The following is a 16188-nucleotide window of genomic DNA, read 5'->3' as shown; positions in this document are numbered from 1 at the left end:
GACAATACCCATCGCTCCCGATTGTTCCCGGCGCGTCAGGCGGGCAGCCCGGAATGGGCCCATTCCCAATAGAGGTCACGCGCCTTTTTGGCCACAGGCCCGGCCTGATAATTCTGATCTTCGACCCTGCTCACTGGCACGACCTTGGAATGATTGCCGGAGGAGAAGACCTCATCCGCCTCAAGGAAATCCTTCACCGAAAGCGTTTTCTCGACCACCTCGACACCGGCCTCGCGCAGCAGCGAGATCACGCGGCTGCGCGTGATGCCTGAAAGGAAGGTGCCGTTCGGCGCAGGCGTGAAGACCACGCCGTCCTTCACCATGAAGATGTTTGAGCTGCCGGTTTCGGCGACATTGCCGAGCATGTCGAGCACCAGCGCATTGTCATAGCCGCGGCTGCGCGCTTCCATGATCGCGCGGCCATTGTTGGGATAAAGGCACCCGGCTTTCGCATTTGTCGGCGCGGTTTCGAAGGTCGGCCGGCGGAAGGGCGAGACGGTCACGGAGAACCCGGTCGGTTCCAGCATCGGTGCCTCATACAGACAAAGGCAAAACCGGCTCGATTCCGGATCAGCAGGAACGCCCATATACCCCCCATGCTCACCCCAATACATGGGCCGGATGTAAACCGCCGTCCTGCCGTCGAACTTTTTCAGGCCGTCCTTCGTCAACCCGACGATCTCATCGGCCGAGACTTTCGGCGAGAGGCCGAGATTGGCTGCCGACGCATTGACACGGTTGGCATGAAGATCGAGGTCGGGTGCCACGTTCTCGAACCAGCGAGCACCATCGAACACGGTGGAACCGAGCCACATGGCATGACTACGCGGACCGATGAGCGGTACGTTCCCCTCGTGCCAATCGCCGTCAACATAGGTCCAGGTCGTCGATTGGACTTCGCTCACCACGGTCATGCTGTGTCTTCCTTCCTGTGATTGCGCACGCATCTCGGCAGAGATGCGAATTCTTCAACGCTTCGTGCCATTCATCGAAATGGCTTTATCGGGTTTCGTCAATCGTTCCTGCATCGCTATCGATGGGGCCAGATGGCGTTTCTTGACCAGCGTTGGCAGGTGCGGTCAAGTAGAGAACACACAGAAGGAGTCTTCATGCGCCACGCGGCTTTCGTGTTCGATGCTTATGGCACGCTGTTCGACGTACATGCGGCCGTGCGCCGCCACGCAGGCGAAATAGGCCCGGAAGGACAGCGGTTTTCGGAACTGTGGCGTGCGAAACAGCTCGAATATTCGTGGGTTTTCACACTCATGGGTCAGTATCAGGATTTCTGGACGATGACGGAGCGGGCGCTTGATTACGCCTTCGCCAAAATACCGTCCGTCGATCCGCGCCTGCGGCAGGATCTTCTCGATGCCTATTGGCAACTCGACTGCTACGAGGAAGTGCCGGCGGTTCTCAAAGCATTGAAGGCCGGCGGTGCGCGCCTCGCAATTCTGTCGAACGGTTCCCCGGCAATGCTTGAATCGGCGATCCGTTCATCGGCCCTCGATTCCGTTCTGGACGAAGTTTTCTCGGTGGAGACGGTCCGCCGCTTCAAGACGGATCAGAGCGTCTACGAAATGGTGACAAACACCTGGCGTCTCTATCCGGAGACCGTTTCGTTTCAGTCGTCAAATCGCTGGGATATCGCCGGCGCGCACCAGTTCGGCTTCCGCACGGTCTGGCTCAATCGGACCGGCCAGCCCGATGAATACGAAGATTTCCCGCCCGATCTCATCCTTCCCTCTCTTGACGGGCTGGTGTCGTAGCGGCTTCTCTTCGTCATGCTCTCCTGTGTTATGATGCATCTATAACACACCTGATCGATAACTTGTGTGCGTGAGGCATTTTTCACCTTCAAGTCGAAGTCACTCGGTCTATCAAGCACACTCCGATAACTCTTCGGATCCCAGGGAGGGAAAGTGGGGTTGTCCCAGGGTGAGTGAGCGTTCACATGGAACGTTCGTTCTCACCGGTCCTGACGAAACGCGAGTCTACGAAGAAACCATGTCCAATTCTCCCATTGCCGCACGATCCCTTAATCGGCGCCGCTTCCTGTCCATGAGCGCCGCTGGCGCCGCGTCGCTTGGCCTGTCCGCATGTGTCAGCAGTTCAGGTGACACGCCCAGAATCGTCGAGCGGCCCGAGCCGGAGCCCGGTCCGGTGCAATACAGCTCCATGTATGGAGCCGTCACCGATGCAGGATACGACATTCCCGCCGTGCCGATCGAAAAGATCAACCCGCGCTATTATCGTCAGGAAGTCGCTGATCCGACGGGCGAGCGTCCCGGCACCATCGTCGTCGATACCGCCAATCATTTTCTTTATCTCGTGCGCGAACGTGGCCGTGCCATGCGCTACGGCGTTGGCCTTGGCCGCGCCGGGTTCGAATGGGCCGGTCGCGCCGAGATCAAGTACAAGCAGCAGTGGCCGCGCTGGTTCCCGCCTGCGGAGATGATCGACCGCCGTCCCGACCTCGAGAAGTATCGCGCAGAATACGACAAGGCCAATGACCAGTGGCTTGGCGGCATGCAGCCTGGCGTTTCGAATCCGCTCGGCGCCCGCGCGCTCTACATCTTCGAAGACGGCAAGGACACGCTCTACCGCGTCCACGGCTCGCCTGAATGGTGGACCATCGGCAAATCGGTTTCGTCAGGTTGCGTGCGTATGATCAACCAGGACGTCATCGATCTCTACAACCGCGTCCCGGACGGTTCGCCGATTCTCGTCACCTCCGGCCTGCGCAGCGTTTAAGCCGACAGTCCTTCATGATGGAACTCGAAGGGGCGCTCTCAGCGCCCCTTTTTCAAACTGCCGAGAATGCCCCGCACCAGGGCACGGCCAAGCGACGTGCCCACGGAACGCACCACGGATTTGATCGCCGCTTCCGTCACCGACTGGCGGTTGGATGTGCGACGGCGCGTGGTGGTGGTCTTGCGCCGCGTCTTCGTGCTCGTGCCGCCATTGCCGAAGTCCGGCAGCGACCAGCGCGAACGCTCCTCGACCTCGCCCGCCTCCTCGGCCTTTTGTGCTTCTGCCTCGGCCTTTGCCTTGTCGGCCGCCTTCTTCTGCAGGATTTCGAAGGCCGACTCCCGGTCGACGCTCTCGTCATACTGACCGAAGACAGGGCTTGCCTTCAGTAACCTGTCGCGTTCAGCGTCCGTGATGGGCCCCAGTCTGGATGCGGGCGGGCGGATCAGCGTCCGCTGAACCATGGAGGGAACGCCCTTTGCTTCCAGCGTCGAGACCAGCGCCTCGCCGACCCCGAGCTTGGTGATCGCCTCGAAACAGTCGAAGTCCGGATTGGGCCTGAACGTGTCTGCTGCCGTCTTCACCGCCTTCTGCTCGCGCGGCGTATAGGCGCGCAGCGCATGCTGTATGCGGTTGCCGAGCTGACTCAGCACGGTTTCGGGTACATCAAGCGGATTCTGGGTGACGAAATAGACGCCGACACCCTTTGAGCGAATGAGGCGGACAACCTGCTCGACACGGTCGACCAGAATTTTTGGCGCTTCGTCGAAAAGCAGATGCGCTTCATCGAAGAAGAAGACCAGCCGTGGCCGGTCCGGATCGCCCACTTCCGGCAGTTCCTCGAAGAGTTCCGACAACAGCCAGAGCAGGAACGTCGCGTAAAGGCGCGGATTCATCATCAGCTTGTCGGCGGCGAGCACATTGATGGCGCCCCGCCCATCCGGCGTGGTGCGCATGATGTCGCTAATCTTGAGCGCGGGCTCGCCAAAGAAGAAGTTCGCTCCCTGCTGTTCAAGCACAAGGAGCGTCCGCTGGATCGCGCCCACCGACTGTTTCGACACATTGCCGTAGCGCGCGCCGATCTCGTCGGCGCGGTCGGCCACGTGGACGAGAAGCGCCTGCAGGTCCTTCATGTCCAGAAGAAGGAGACCTTCCTCGTCGGCGATGCGGAAAGCGATGTTCAGAACGCCTTCCTGCGCATCCGAAAGGTTCATCAGCCGCGACAGAAGCAGCGGCCCCATCTCCGAAATCGTGGTGCGGATCGGATGTCCCTTCTCGCCGAAGAGGTCCCAGAATATGACCGGAAATTCCTGGAAGGCATACGGATCGAGCTTGATCGTATCGGCGCGTTTGGAAAGAAAGTCCTTCTCCTCGCCCATCATGGCGATACCCGAAAGGTCGCCCTTCACATCGGCGCAGAAGACCGGCACACCGGCATTGGAAAACCCTTCCGCCAGGATCTGCAGCGTCACCGTCTTGCCGGTGCCGGTCGCCCCGGTGACGAGGCCGTGCCGGTTGGCGTATTTCAACAGAAGGCGCTCGGCCTGTTGGTAGCTGTCGTCGGGATGCCGGCTGGCCCCCAGAAAGATACTGTCTTCCGCCATCTAAATTCCGCCTCGCTTGCCGGTCCCGCTGAAACTTGGTGCTCTTCCGTATAGTCAGCCTCGCATAAAGTCTCAACGCCGTTGTGCGTGAAGTAAAGCGCGGCTTTCCTGCAACGCTAGCCGGCTATTCGGCCTATTGTGCATTGCGGCGTCTCCTGTGGCGTCCTAAACTTGTCCCTCAATGAACGGGTGGTTGCCCTCGGGATCCATTGCCCGCTTTGCGGCATGGGTTTCCGGGCCAACGGCGAATCGGGAGGCATGATGGATCGCGCGATCCTGAAAAAGGTGAAGTTTCCTCAGATCGACCAGGAGCGCTGGCGCGATCTGGTGATCGAATCTCTCAAGGGAGAGGCCGGTCCCGAGGCACTTTCCTGGCAGACGGACGACAACATCTCCATGCGCGCGCTCTATGAGCGCATGCAGGATGCCAAGCCGCTTGCCCGCGGGCGCGACAAGTCGGGCTGGGCCACCGTCCAGCGCATGGACGATCCCGATCCGGTCCGCGCGAACCGTCAGGCAAAGGAAGACATCGCCCAGGGGGCGACCGGGCTCGCGCTCGTTTTCGAAGGCGCCCCCAACGCATTCGGCTATGGCCTTCCCGCCACGCCCGAAGCGGTCGCCAAAGCGCTCGAAGGCATCGACCTTCAGGGGCTGCATCTGCGCATGGATGCCAATCCCAGCAGCCGCGCCATCGTCGACTGGCTGACCCAGATCTTTACCGAGCGCCGCATCAACCCGGCCGCCATGACGCTGTCCTTCGGCATTTCGCCGGCCGCCACCTTCGCCGGCACCGGCAAGCTGCGCATGTCGATCGAGGCGCTGGAAGCGTCCATGCCGCAGTCCTTTGCGGGCTTTTTCGCCATGGACCTGCCCGGCATTCTGCTTGAGGGCGATGGCCGCGTGTTCCACAATGCGGGCGCTTCCGAGGCACAGGAGCTCGGCATCATGCTGGCTTCCGCCGTCTCGCATCTGCGCATGTTCGAGCAGGCCCGTCAGCCGCTGGTCTATGCCGCACCGCATATCGGCTTCTCGCTCTGCGTCGATCAGGATCAGTTCCTGTCGATCGCCAAGATCAGGGCTCTGCGCCGGCTGTGGGCGCGGGTTCAGGAGACCTGCTCCATCGAACCCTCGCTCGCCACGATCCACGCCGAAACCTCCTATCGGATGATGACGGCGAAGGATCCCGAAACCAACACGCTGCGCACCACCATCGCCGCATTTGCCGCCGCTGTCGGCGGTGCCGATTCGCTGTCCGTCCTGCCGCACACCATCGTCCACGGTCTGCCCGACGAAGATGCAAGACGGCTTGCCCGCAACACGCAGCTCATTCTCTCCGGCGAGAGCCATCTCGACCTGATCATCGATCCCGCCGCCGGCGCCGGCGGCATGGAAACGCTCACCGCAGCCCTTTGCGAAAAGGCGTGGGACGAGTTCCGCCGCATCGAGAGCGAGGGGGGCGTGCTGCGCAGCCTGATGAACGGCCACATTCAGGAACGCGTGCTTGAGATGCGCGAGCGCCGCGAGCAGCGCATCAATGATGGCAAGAAGCCCATTGTCGGCACGACGATCTATCCCGCCGCGGAAGAGCGTCCTGTCAGGACGTTGAAGGCCGAATCGCCCGACTTCTCGGGAGAAACGGCCGCCGTGCGCTGTCAGCCGCTCCTGGCGCAGCGTCTGGATGAGACCGGAGGAGGCATCGCATGATTCCGGATTTTGCCAGCATCGGCTGGTCGGATCCGGAAACGTCGCCTCTTCCAGCGAAGACCCCGCCCACGGCCACGCCCGAGGGCATCGAGATCAAATCCTTCTATTCGCAGGACGATCTGAAGGGGCTGGGCTTTCTCGACACCTATCCGGGCGCCGCGCCCTTCATTCGCGGCCCCTACCCCACCATGTATGCGCGCCAGCCATGGACGATCCGCCAATATGCCGGTTTCTCCACGGCGGAGGAATCCAACGCCTTCTACCGGCGCAACCTTGCCGCCGGGCAAAAAGGCCTCTCCGTCGCCTTCGACCTTGCCACCCACCGCGGTTATGACAGCGACCACCCCCGCGTTGCCGGCGATGTGGGCATGGCCGGTGTGGCGATCGATTCCATCCTCGACATGCGCCAGCTTTTCGACGGCATCCCGCTCGATAGAATGAGCGTGTCGATGACCATGAACGGTGCCGTTCTGCCCATCATGGCGCTCTACATCGTCGCGGCGGAAGAACAGGGCGTCGCGCAGAAGGATCTTTCGGGCACCATTCAGAACGACATTCTGAAGGAGTTCATGGTCCGCAACACCTATATCTACCCGCCCAAACCCTCGATGCGGATCATTTCGGACATTTTCTCCTATACGGCGGAGAACATGCCGAAATTCAACTCCATATCCATCTCCGGCTACCACATGCAGGAAGCCGGGGCGACGGCGGATCTGGAGCTTGCCTACACAATCGCCGACGGCATCGAATATGCCCGTGCCGGCATCGCCGCCGGGCTCGACATCGACCGTTTCGCACCGCGCCTGTCCTTCTTCTGGGCCATCGGCATGAACTTCTTCATGGAAGTGGCCAAGATGCGCGCCGCGCGTCTTCTCTGGGCGACACTTCTTCAGAAGAATTTTGCGCCGAAGAAGGAGCGTTCGCTCTCCCTGCGCACCCATTGTCAGACCTCCGGCTGGTCGCTGACGGCGCAGGATCCCTACAACAACATCGTGCGCACCATGGTCGAGGCCATGGCCGCCACGCAGGGCCATACCCAGTCGCTCCACACCAACGCGTTCGACGAGGCGCTGGCGCTTCCGACCGACCATTCCGCGCGCATTGCCCGCAACACGCAGCTTATCCTGCAGCTTGAATCCGGCACGACCCGCATGATCGACCCATGGGGCGGCTCCCATTTCGTCGAACGCCTCACCCACGACCTCGCCCATCGTGCGCTCAAACACATCGAAGAGGTGGAAAGCCTCGGCGGCATGGCTGCGGCCATCGAAAAGGGCGTGCCGAAAATGCGCATAGAGGAAGCTGCAGCCCGCACCCAGGCGCGCATCGATTCAGGCGAACAGACAGTGGTCGGCGTCAACCGCTTCCAGCCCGAGCGCGACACCAAGGTCGACGTTCTCAAGGTCGACAATGCCGAAGTGCGCGCCCGCCAGCTCGCCAAGCTGCAGCAGCTCAAGGGCACCCGCGACGTGGCCGAGACAGAAAGCGCGCTTGAAGCCCTCACGCGCGCAGCCGCAGAAGACGGAAACCTGCTCGAATTCGCCGTGCGCGCCGCACGCGCGAACGCCACGGTGGGCGAGATCTCCACAGCCCTTGAAAAGGCCTTTGGCCGGCATGTGGCGGAGATCCGTACCATTTCCGGCGTCTACCGCAAGGAGGTGGGCGATCTCTCCTCCTTCGAACGCGCCCAGCAGAAAGTGGCAAAATTCCGCAAGAAGACCGGATCCGCCCCGCGCATCCTGATCGCCAAGATCGGTCAGGACGGGCACGATCGCGGCCAGAAGGTCATTGCCACCGCATTCGGCGACCTCGGTTTCGAGGTCACGGTCGGTGCCATGTTCCAGACACCGGAGGAAGTGGCCGAACTGGCCATTGCCAACGACGTCCAGATCGTCGGTGCCTCCTCGCTGGCCGCCGGTCACCTGACCCTCATCCCCGAGCTCAAGACAGCGCTGGAAAAGCGCGGCCATGGCGACATTCTCCTGGTCGCCGGCGGCGTCATCCCGCCCGGCGATTTCGAAGCTGTGCGCGAGGCAGGTGCGGCCGAAATCTTCCCGCCCGGAACGGTCATTCCCGAAGCCGCCGAAAAACTGCTCGACCGCCTGCTGAAAGCAGGCTGACACCCTGATCTTGAAATGGACGGCGCCATGTTATACCTTAAGTTATAACAGACGGAGCCAAAGCCATGAACGTGACCATTCGCAAGATCGGCAATTCGGAAGGTGTCATCCTGCCGAAGGAGGTGCTTGAGCGTTACAATCTGCGTGCTGGCGACACGCTCAACCTTCTTGAGGACGGAACCGAACTGCGCCTTCGTCCTCCCGCGGATGATCCCGAAGAATTCGAGCGAAAGATGAAGATCGCTCGAGAGCGCATGAAGAAATATGAAACGGCTTACCGCGTTCTGGCCAAGTGACAGAGTTTCACTCACGTGACTTCGTCGAAGCGCTGCATGTCGAGCAGTTGCGCCTTCACGGCGGTGCCAGTGGCGTCCGCGATGAAGGTGCGCTGGAATCTGCGCTTCATCGCCCGCTGCAGAAACAGGCCTATGAGGAACCGGATCTGTGCGCGCTCGCAGCAGCGTACCTGTTTGGTATCGTAAAAAACCATCCGTTCGTTGACGGAAACAAGCGTACCGGCCTCGCTGCGGCCGACCTTTTTCTCTTCTTCAACGGGCTCAGCATGGAAGCCGAGCAGGAAGACGTCATTCAACTCGTTCTTCTCGTGGCCGCCGGCGAGATCGACGAAGAAGGTGCGGCCCGTTTTTTCCGCGACCACACCGTCCCGTTCGAAGCCTGATCCTGCGGCACAAAACCTGCATTCAACAGCGGGCAACAGCAGACCAAGTTGGAGTTGTACCAATATGAACCGCCGCCGCCTGTTGAAAGCCACCGCAGGGTTCGCCGTTCTCGGCCTTGCCATGCCGCGCACAGCCTTCGCTGACGCCGCACTGCGACGCGCTGCAACGGGTGCCGCAAACGCAGCCGAATTCGGCCTCACACCCAACGCAGCCCAGAACCAGACTGCAGCCCTCCAGACCCTGCTTGAACGGGCAAGCGCGGAATCCATTCCCATATTCCTGCCGCCGGGTCGTTATCGTCTTTCAAGTCTCGTTCTGCCCCGCCAAGCTCGCCTTGTCGGTGTTCCCGGCGCCACCCTTCTGGAACAGGATGATCTGGGGTCGCTGCTGACTGGGCGAGAGGGCAATCATCTCGCGCTCTCCGGCCTCGCATTCGATGGCAGACTCATGCCGCCTTCCGGTTCAGGCGGCGGCCTGCTCGACATTGACGGTACACTGCACCTTTCCATCGAAGCCTGCACCTTCGCCAACAGCGGCGGCAATGGCCTCTCGCTCCGCCGCACACAGGGCAATATCCGCGATTGCGCCATCACCGACATAACCGACTACGCGCTCTACGCACTGGATTCGATCGGCCTCGATATCATCGAAAACACTGTCTCCGATTGCGGCAATGGCGGCATTCTGATCCACCGCAGCGCTCCAGGCGCGGACGGCAGCCGTGTTTCTGGAAACCGCATCAGCCGTATCCGCGCCGACAGGGGCGGCACCGGCCAGTATGGCAATGGCATAAATGCCTATCGCGCCGACAATCTCCGCGTCACGGACAATGAAATTGCCGACTGCGCCTTTTCCGCCATACGCGGCAACAGCGCCGGCAATCTCCAGATATCCGGCAACACCTGCCTGCGCTCGGGCGAAACCGCGCTCTACGCGGAATTCGCCTTTCAGGGCGCGGTCATCTCGGGCAATCTCGTGGATGGGGCTGCCCACGGCATCTCCATGGCCAATTTCGACAAGGGTGGACGGCTCTGCGCCTGCACCGGCAACATCATCCGCAATCTTTCGGAAGATGGCCCCTACCCCTCACCCATGGCCGGTTTCGGCATCGGCATCAATGTCGAGGCCGACAGCACGGTCACCGGCAACATCATCGAAAACGCACCGCTTGCGGGCATCCGCATGGGCTGGGGCCCCTTCCTGCGCAACGTTACCGCTTCGGGCAACGTCATCCGGAAGGCGAAAACCGGCATCATCGTTTCCGTCGTCGAAGGTTCGGGCGCAGCCGTCATTTCCGGCAATGTTTTCGAGGATACACCCAATGGCGCGGTCGTCGGCCATCGCTGGGCAGAGCCCGCCACCGGCGATCTGCTGCGCTCCAGCAGCGAGACCATCCCGCACCTGACGCTTGCCGGCAATCGGGCAGATTAGGACATTACGGGAGTTTGCCGCGATCGTCTTCGCAGCAGAGAGCATGCAATGATTGCGCGGCCAAGGGCGGTGCGTGGTTCGACAAGCTCACCATGAGGGAGGGCATCGGTCTCTCTCCCGCTGCGCCGCGGTTCCGCCAGCCTTCGTGGCAGCGACCACTTCCCTCATGGTGAACAAAGCCCTCCCTCATGGTGAGCTTGTCGAACCACGCACCACATCAATGCAGGCCGATGCCGTTCACCGTGGGTCCTGTTCTAAACGGATGTGCCATCAAAGCCCTCCCTCATGGTGAGCCTGTCGAACCACGCACCAAGTCAACGCAAACCGGTGCCGTTCACCGTGGGTCCTGTTTTCACCGGGTACGCTCTAAACGCCCTATCCGACCAGCGCTTCCGAGGGCCGCAGCGACCCAACCTCAAAGCCGCGCCGATTGGTAAGAACCGGCCGCGCCATATCACGCAGCGTCTCGGCCAATGCATCACCATCCAGAAGCTGCGCCAGCACTTCGGCGACCATCACTTCTGCGGCTCGCGTGGCCCCATCATCGCATTTGAGCGCGATGCCGATGCCCCTTTCAGGGATTGCAGCACAAAACACACCTTCCGCACCCGTCTTGGTGAAGATGCGCCCCTGGCCCGCTTCCATCATCAGCGTATCGGCGCGCCCGCTGCCTGCCACATAAAATGGCTCCGCCATACAGGCGGCGAAAACGCGCTTTGCGGCTTTCGCGCGTTCGGGCGCGAACCCGGTCCCCGTCGCCATGCGTGCGAACCCATGCGCGAGCGCCTTCAACGGCACGGCATAGGTGGGAATGGAGCAGCCGTCCGTGCCGCAGAGGTCGGTCTCGTGCGCTGCACCCGTCACCGCCTCCATGGCAGCCTTCACGGCGTCCTGCGCCGGGTGCCCAAGCGCCACATAGCCCTGCGGATCATGGCCGAGATGCGCACAGGTGCACAGGAAACCCGCATGCTTTCCTGAGCAATTGTTGTGCGCCGCCGCCGGCTCCGCGAAACTGCGCGCCTGCTCGATCAGCACATGTTCCTGCGAAGACCAGTGGGCACCGCATTCAAAGGCATCCGCTCCAAGCCCGGCACGCTCCAGCATGGCAACCGCCAGCGCCGCGTGCTCCGGCTCGCCCGAATGCGACGAACAGGCAAGCGCGATTTCCCGATTGCCGAAGCCGAACGCATCCGCCGCCCCGCTTTCCACGAAAGGCAGCGCCTGGATGGCTTTCACGGCAGAGCGCGGGAATACGGGCCGATCGACGTCGCCAAGGCTCATCACCTTTCCGCCATCCGCGTCAAACACGGCTATGGCGCCACGGTGCCTGCTCTCGACAACGTTACCGCGCAGCACTTCGACCAGAACCGGATTGCCCATGTTTTCACCGTATTTTGCGGGATTCACTTTCAAATCAAGCCGACCGCAATAGACTGGCCCTCATGCGTTTTTTCAAGCGGACTTTGCTGTTTATCACCCTTGTCTTCATTCTGCCGGCCTTCGCCTCGCTGGCATGGTGGGCCGTGCAGGAGCGGCCGGGCTCGTGGCGCAGCGCCGACTGGTCCGCGAGCGGCGTTCTTCCACACGCAACCGATAACCCAAAGGCAGCGATCTATGTCATGGCCGCGCGCACCGGCGGCATGAAGGGCGCCCTGTCCGTCCATAGCTGGCTCGTGCTCAAGCGCGCTGGCGCTTCGTCCTATGACCGCTATGACAAGGTTGGCTGGGGCAGTCCCGTGCGCCGCAACGCCTATCCGGCAGATGGGCGCTGGTATTCCAACACGCCCTATGTCGTGGCCGCGATCACAGGAGAGGAAGCCGAACGCCTCATGCCGCAAGTGGAAGCGGCCATAGCCAGCTATCCCTTCTCACAGCGTGGAGACTACGGGATCTGGCCCGGGCCGAACTCCAACTCCTTCACCGCACACGTGCTGCGCAATGTACCGGATCTCGACGCTTCCCTGCCACCGACCGCTGTCGGGCGCGATTACCGCCCCGGCCTTTTCGCCTTTGATCACACGCCAGACTGGAGCGATGTGCATGTTTCGCTCGGCGGCCTGGCAGGCATCGCCGCCGGTCTGCGCTCCGGTTTCGAGTTGCATTTTCTGGGGTTGGTCGCAGGCCTCGATCTGCGCCGCCCGGCACTCAAGGTGCCGGGCTTCGGCCGTGTCGAACTGTGGCCCTCAGCGACGGCCGGCGAGAAGGCTGTGCCCGCTACTTGATCCGCTCGAGGATCGACACATAGTTGGCGACCGCCGCGCCCCCCATGTTGAAGATACCGCCCAGCTTCGCGTCGGGGATCTGGATGCCGCCGGCCTCGCCGGTGAGCTGCATCGCCGTCAGCGCATGCATGGAAACGCCGGTCGCACCGATCGGATGCCCCTTGGCCTTCAGCCCGCCTGAGGGGTTCACCGGCAGCCGCCCGTTCTTCTCGGTCTGGCCTTCGAGCGCGATCTTTCCGCCCTCGCCCGGCTTTGCCAGCCCCATCGCCTCATATTCGATCAGTTCGGCAATGGTAAAGCAGTCATGGGTCTCCACGAAGGAGAGATCGTCCAGCGTCACACGCGCGCTCTTGAGCGCACGCTTCCAGGCTTCCTCACACCCCTCAAATTTCAGAATGTCGCGTTTCGACATGGGCAGAAAGTCCTGCACATGCTCGTTTGCCCTGAGCGCCACTGCGCGGCGCATCGAAAGTGCGGTTTGCGTATCCGTCAACACGATCGCAGCCGCACCATCCGAAACCAGCGAGCAGTCGGTCCGTTTCAGCGGACCGGCCACATAAGGGTTGCGCTCACTCTCCTGGCGGCAGAAGTCGAAACCCAGATCCTTGCGCATCTGCGCAAACGGGTTCTCGACACCGTTTTTGTGGTTCTTGGCCGCGAGTGTCGCCAGCGCATCCGACTGGTCGCCATATTTCTGGAAATAGGCATCGGCGATTTTTCCGAAAACCCCGGCAAAACCGCCTGGAATCTCGCCATCTTCCGGTAAATAGGACGCTTTCAGCAGGTTTTCTGCAATTTGCGGGCCGGGTGTTTTCGTCATCTGCTCCGCGCCTACCACAAGCACGATGCGGGCGTCGCGCGCAGCGATGGAACGGGCGCCCTGCCGCACAGCGGCAGAGCCGGTCGCGCAGGCGTTTTCCACCCGTGTCGCCGGCTTGAAACGCAGCCGGTCGTCGGCCTGCAACACCAGACTTGCCGTAAAATCCTGCGGTGAGAAACCGGCGTTGAAATGGCCGAGCACGATCTCGTCCACATCCTCAGGCCCGATACCGGCATGGTCCAGCGCCTCGCGCGCCACCTGAACGATCAGTCCTTCAAGCGTGTCGTCGGTCAGCTTACCGAATTTCGAATGGGCCCAGCCCACAATGCATGCGGTCATCTCGTCTCTCCCGGAGGGCGGCAACTGATGCCGCAGATTAGAGCAAACATGTGGGTGACACCATAAAACTGCCGACGACTTTGTTCAAGCGTGAACTATTTTCCACAAAGCCCCTGTTCACCGTCTGATGCTCCCCGCCACGCGCTTCTTGCCCAGGGTAAAGCCAAAAAAATTCTTGATTGATTAATCAATCAATAATAAATGTGACCCATGCCAAAAATCGGAATGGAACCCATACGCCGCCGCGCCCTCATCGATGCGGCAATCAGTGCGATCGGTGAGCGCGGCGCGCTCAACGTCACCATGTCGGACATTGCCGGCCGGGCCGGCGTCTCGACGGCCCTTGCCCACCATTATTTCGGCGGCAAGGACGATCTTCTGTTCGCCACGATGCGCCATATCCTTGCGAAGCTCGGCGATGAGATCCGCCCGGCCATGGCAGGGCTTGCGGGCGCAGACCGTGTGCGCGCGATCATCGCGGTGAATCTCTCGCCCGATCAGTTCCGCCCCGAAATCATCGCAGCATGGCTCGCCTTCTATGTGGAGGCGCGGCGTGACGCGGCACTCGGCCGCCTCTTCCGCATTTATGTTCACCGCCTTCACAGCGACCTGATGAGCGGGCTTACTGACCTGCCCCGCACAAGCGCCATCCGCACCGCACGCGGCATAGCCGCACTCATCGACGGGCTTTATCTGCGCCGCGCGCTCGGCGAAGGCGTCGAGGATTCCGCCGCAGCCATCGCCCTTGTCGAAGATTATCTCGACATGGCGCTAGCCCCGCACCCGTCCCATGGAAACCAGCCCCATGCATGAGGCCGATTTTGTCATTATCGGGTCCGGTTCCGCCGGTGCCGCACTCGCCTACCGCCTTTCGGAAGACGGCAAAAACTCCGTCATCGTGATCGAATATGGCGGCAGCGATTTCGGTCCGTTCATCCAGATGCCCGCCGCCCTCTCCTTCCCCATGAACATGGCGCGCTATGACTGGGGCTTTCAGAGCGAACCGGAGCCGCATCTGGGCGGCCGCGTGCTCGCCACGCCGCGCGGCAAGGTGATCGGCGGCTCCTCCTCCATCAACGGCATGGTCTATGTACGCGGCCATGCGCGCGATTTCGACCACTGGGCCGATGAGGGTGCGACCGGCTGGGCCCATGCGGACGTCCTTCCCTATTTCAAGCGTATGGAGACGATGGCCGATGGCGAGCCCGGCTGGCGCGGCACCGAAGGCCCGCTCCATGTCCGCAAGGGGCCGCGCGACAACCCGCTCTTTTCGGCCTTCATCGAGGCCGGGCGCCAAGCCGGTTTCGAGACCACGGAAGACTATAACGGCTCGAAGCAGGAAGGTTTTGGCGCGCTTCAGCAGACGATTCACAAGGGCAGGCGCTGGTCCACTGCCAATGCCTATCTGAGGCCCGCGCTCAAGAGAAGGAACGTGAGTCTCGTCAATGGCTTCGCCCGGCGAATTGTCATCGAGAATCAACGCGCAATCGGCGTCGAGATCGAAGCTCACAAAAAGATTCAGCTCGTTAAAGCACGACGTGAAGTCATCGTCGCAGCGTCTGCGGTCAATTCGCCAAAGCTGCTGATGCTCTCAGGCGTCGGCCCTGCGGAGCATCTGCGTGAGAACGGCATCGATGTGGTGGCGGATCGCCCCGGTGTCGGCGGCAATCTGCAGGACCATCTGGAACTCTATATCCAGCAGGAATCGCTTCAGCCGATTACGCTCTACTCAAAGCTCAATCTCCTTTCCAAAGGGTTGATAGGCGTGCAGTGGCTGTTCCTGAAATCGGGCCTCGGCACCTCCAACCATTTCGAGGCAGGCGCCTTCGTGCGCTCGGCCGCCGGGGTCGATTATCCTGACATCCAGTTCCATTTTCTGCCCGTCGCCATCCGCTATGACGGCAAGGCGGCGGCAAAGAGCCATGGCTTTCAGGCCCATGTCGGGCCAATGCGTTCGAAATCGCGCGGCACGATCCGGTTGAAGTCCGGCGACGCCTGGGCGAAGCCGGAAATCCGCTTCAACTACATGTCCCATCCGGACGACTGGCGCGACTTCCGCCACTGCATTCGCCTCACCCGCGAGATCTTTTCGCAGGATGCCTTTACGCCCTATCGCGGCCGCGAGATCGCGCCGGGCGAGGCTATTCAAAGCGACGAGGAACTGAACGCCTTCATCCGCGAACACGCCGAAAGCGCCTATCATCCCTGTGGCACCTGCCGTATGGGTGCGCCTGACGACGCCATGAGCGTGGTGGATGCCGAATGCCGGGTGATCGGGGTGGAAGGTCTGCGCGTCGCGGATTCGTCGATTTTCCCACGCATCACCAACGGCAATCTCAACGGCCCGTCCATCATGGTCGGCGAGAAGGCGGCTGACCATATTCTCGGTCGCACGCCACTCAGCCCGTCCAACCAGGAGCCCTGGATCAACCCGCGCTGGCGGGAAGCCGACCGCTAGAAAACCCATGCGAAAAAATTGAATGGATCGGGAACGCGTTTTCATGAAACGATGTTCCG

14 protein-coding genes are annotated in these 16188 nt (G+C 61.6%); 10 read left to right on the top strand and 4 right to left on the bottom strand.

Annotated elements, in window-relative coordinates; translation table 11 throughout:
* Positions 1-35 precede the first annotated feature (35 nt).
* Entirely contained in the window at positions 36-914 is an 879-nt protein-coding gene (locus KUG85_RS10325; protein ID WP_065818435.1) for a branched-chain amino acid aminotransferase, read from the bottom strand.
* Between the two features lie 195 nt (positions 915-1109).
* Here KUG85_RS10325 and KUG85_RS10320 point away from each other — a divergent pair, with 195 nt between their 5' ends.
* Positions 1110-1766 (top strand): haloacid dehalogenase type II, encoded by a 657-nt coding sequence (locus KUG85_RS10320; RefSeq protein WP_065818436.1) that lies wholly within the window; start codon positions 1110-1112, stop codon positions 1764-1766.
* Positions 1767-2004: 238 nt separating this feature from the next.
* Positions 2005-2751: a L,D-transpeptidase gene (locus KUG85_RS10315; RefSeq protein WP_065818437.1), complete on the top strand. Its 747-nt coding sequence runs from the start codon at positions 2005-2007 to the stop codon at positions 2749-2751.
* A gap of 38 nt (positions 2752-2789) precedes the next feature.
* On the opposite strand, the gene KUG85_RS10310 is transcribed toward KUG85_RS10315, so the two are convergent.
* The gene (locus tag KUG85_RS10310; protein ID WP_065818438.1) at positions 2790-4352 is read right to left on the bottom strand and encodes a helicase HerA-like C-terminal domain-containing protein; all 1563 of its coding nucleotides are present in this window, start codon (positions 4350-4352) and stop codon (positions 2790-2792) included.
* Positions 4353-4610: 258 nt separating this feature from the next.
* Between KUG85_RS10310 and KUG85_RS10305 the strand changes: the two genes are divergently transcribed.
* The 5 genes from KUG85_RS10305 (at position 4611) to KUG85_RS10285 (ending at position 10290) form a co-directional block, all read left to right on the top strand.
* On the top strand, positions 4611-6056 hold the full coding sequence (locus tag KUG85_RS10305; protein WP_223005268.1) for a methylmalonyl-CoA mutase family protein: 1446 nt from the start codon (positions 4611-4613) through the stop codon (positions 6054-6056).
* Positions 6053-8179, top strand: a complete 2127-nt coding sequence (gene scpA / locus KUG85_RS10300; protein WP_223005106.1) for a methylmalonyl-CoA mutase — start codon at positions 6053-6055, stop codon at positions 8177-8179. The genes KUG85_RS10305 and scpA overlap by 4 nt, the downstream gene beginning before the upstream one ends.
* Positions 8180-8244: 65 nt before the next feature.
* On the top strand, positions 8245-8475 hold the full coding sequence (locus KUG85_RS10295; protein ID WP_025030611.1) for an AbrB/MazE/SpoVT family DNA-binding domain-containing protein: 231 nt from the start codon (positions 8245-8247) through the stop codon (positions 8473-8475).
* Positions 8472-8858, top strand: coding sequence for a type II toxin-antitoxin system death-on-curing family toxin (locus KUG85_RS10290; protein ID WP_065818440.1), 387 nt, complete (start codon positions 8472-8474; stop codon positions 8856-8858). The genes KUG85_RS10295 and KUG85_RS10290 overlap by 4 nt, the downstream gene beginning before the upstream one ends.
* A 64-nt stretch (positions 8859-8922) precedes the next feature.
* A complete protein-coding gene (locus tag KUG85_RS10285; protein ID WP_223005105.1) occupies positions 8923-10290 on the top strand; it encodes a TIGR03808 family TAT-translocated repetitive protein in 1368 nt (455 codons plus the stop codon).
* A gap of 375 nt (positions 10291-10665) precedes the next feature.
* Here the strand turns inward: KUG85_RS10285 and KUG85_RS10280 are convergent, their stop codons facing one another.
* Positions 10666-11670 carry an asparaginase gene (locus tag KUG85_RS10280; protein WP_223005267.1) on the bottom strand — a complete coding sequence of 335 codons (1005 nt, stop codon included), beginning with the start codon at positions 11668-11670 and terminating at the stop codon, positions 10666-10668.
* Positions 11671-11732: 62 nt separating this feature from the next.
* Here KUG85_RS10280 and KUG85_RS10275 point away from each other — a divergent pair, with 62 nt between their 5' ends.
* On the top strand, positions 11733-12512 hold the full coding sequence (locus KUG85_RS10275; protein ID WP_223005104.1) for a DUF3750 domain-containing protein: 780 nt from the start codon (positions 11733-11735) through the stop codon (positions 12510-12512).
* On the opposite strand, the gene KUG85_RS10270 is transcribed toward KUG85_RS10275, so the two are convergent.
* Positions 12505-13671 (bottom strand): acetyl-CoA acetyltransferase, encoded by a 1167-nt coding sequence (locus KUG85_RS10270; protein WP_223005103.1) that lies wholly within the window; start codon positions 13669-13671, stop codon positions 12505-12507. The two genes, KUG85_RS10275 and KUG85_RS10270, sit on opposite strands and share 8 nt — an antisense overlap.
* 210 nt (positions 13672-13881) lie before the next feature.
* On the opposite strand from KUG85_RS10270, the gene betI reads away from it, so the two are divergent.
* Positions 13882-14484, top strand: coding sequence for a transcriptional regulator BetI (betI, locus tag KUG85_RS10265; protein ID WP_065818445.1), 603 nt, complete (start codon positions 13882-13884; stop codon positions 14482-14484).
* Positions 14477-16129 carry a choline dehydrogenase gene (betA, locus tag KUG85_RS10260; protein WP_223005102.1) on the top strand — a complete coding sequence of 551 codons (1653 nt, stop codon included), beginning with the start codon at positions 14477-14479 and terminating at the stop codon, positions 16127-16129. The genes betI and betA overlap by 8 nt, the downstream gene beginning before the upstream one ends.
* Positions 16130-16188 lie beyond the last annotated feature (59 nt).

Source organism: Nitratireductor rhodophyticola, assembly GCF_019891355.1.
In the GTDB taxonomy this organism is placed as follows: Bacteria; Pseudomonadota; Alphaproteobacteria; order Rhizobiales; family Rhizobiaceae; genus Nitratireductor; species Nitratireductor rhodophyticola.
Note: the sequence above shows the minus strand (reverse complement) of the source record. Positions and strands in the feature narration are given on the sequence as shown.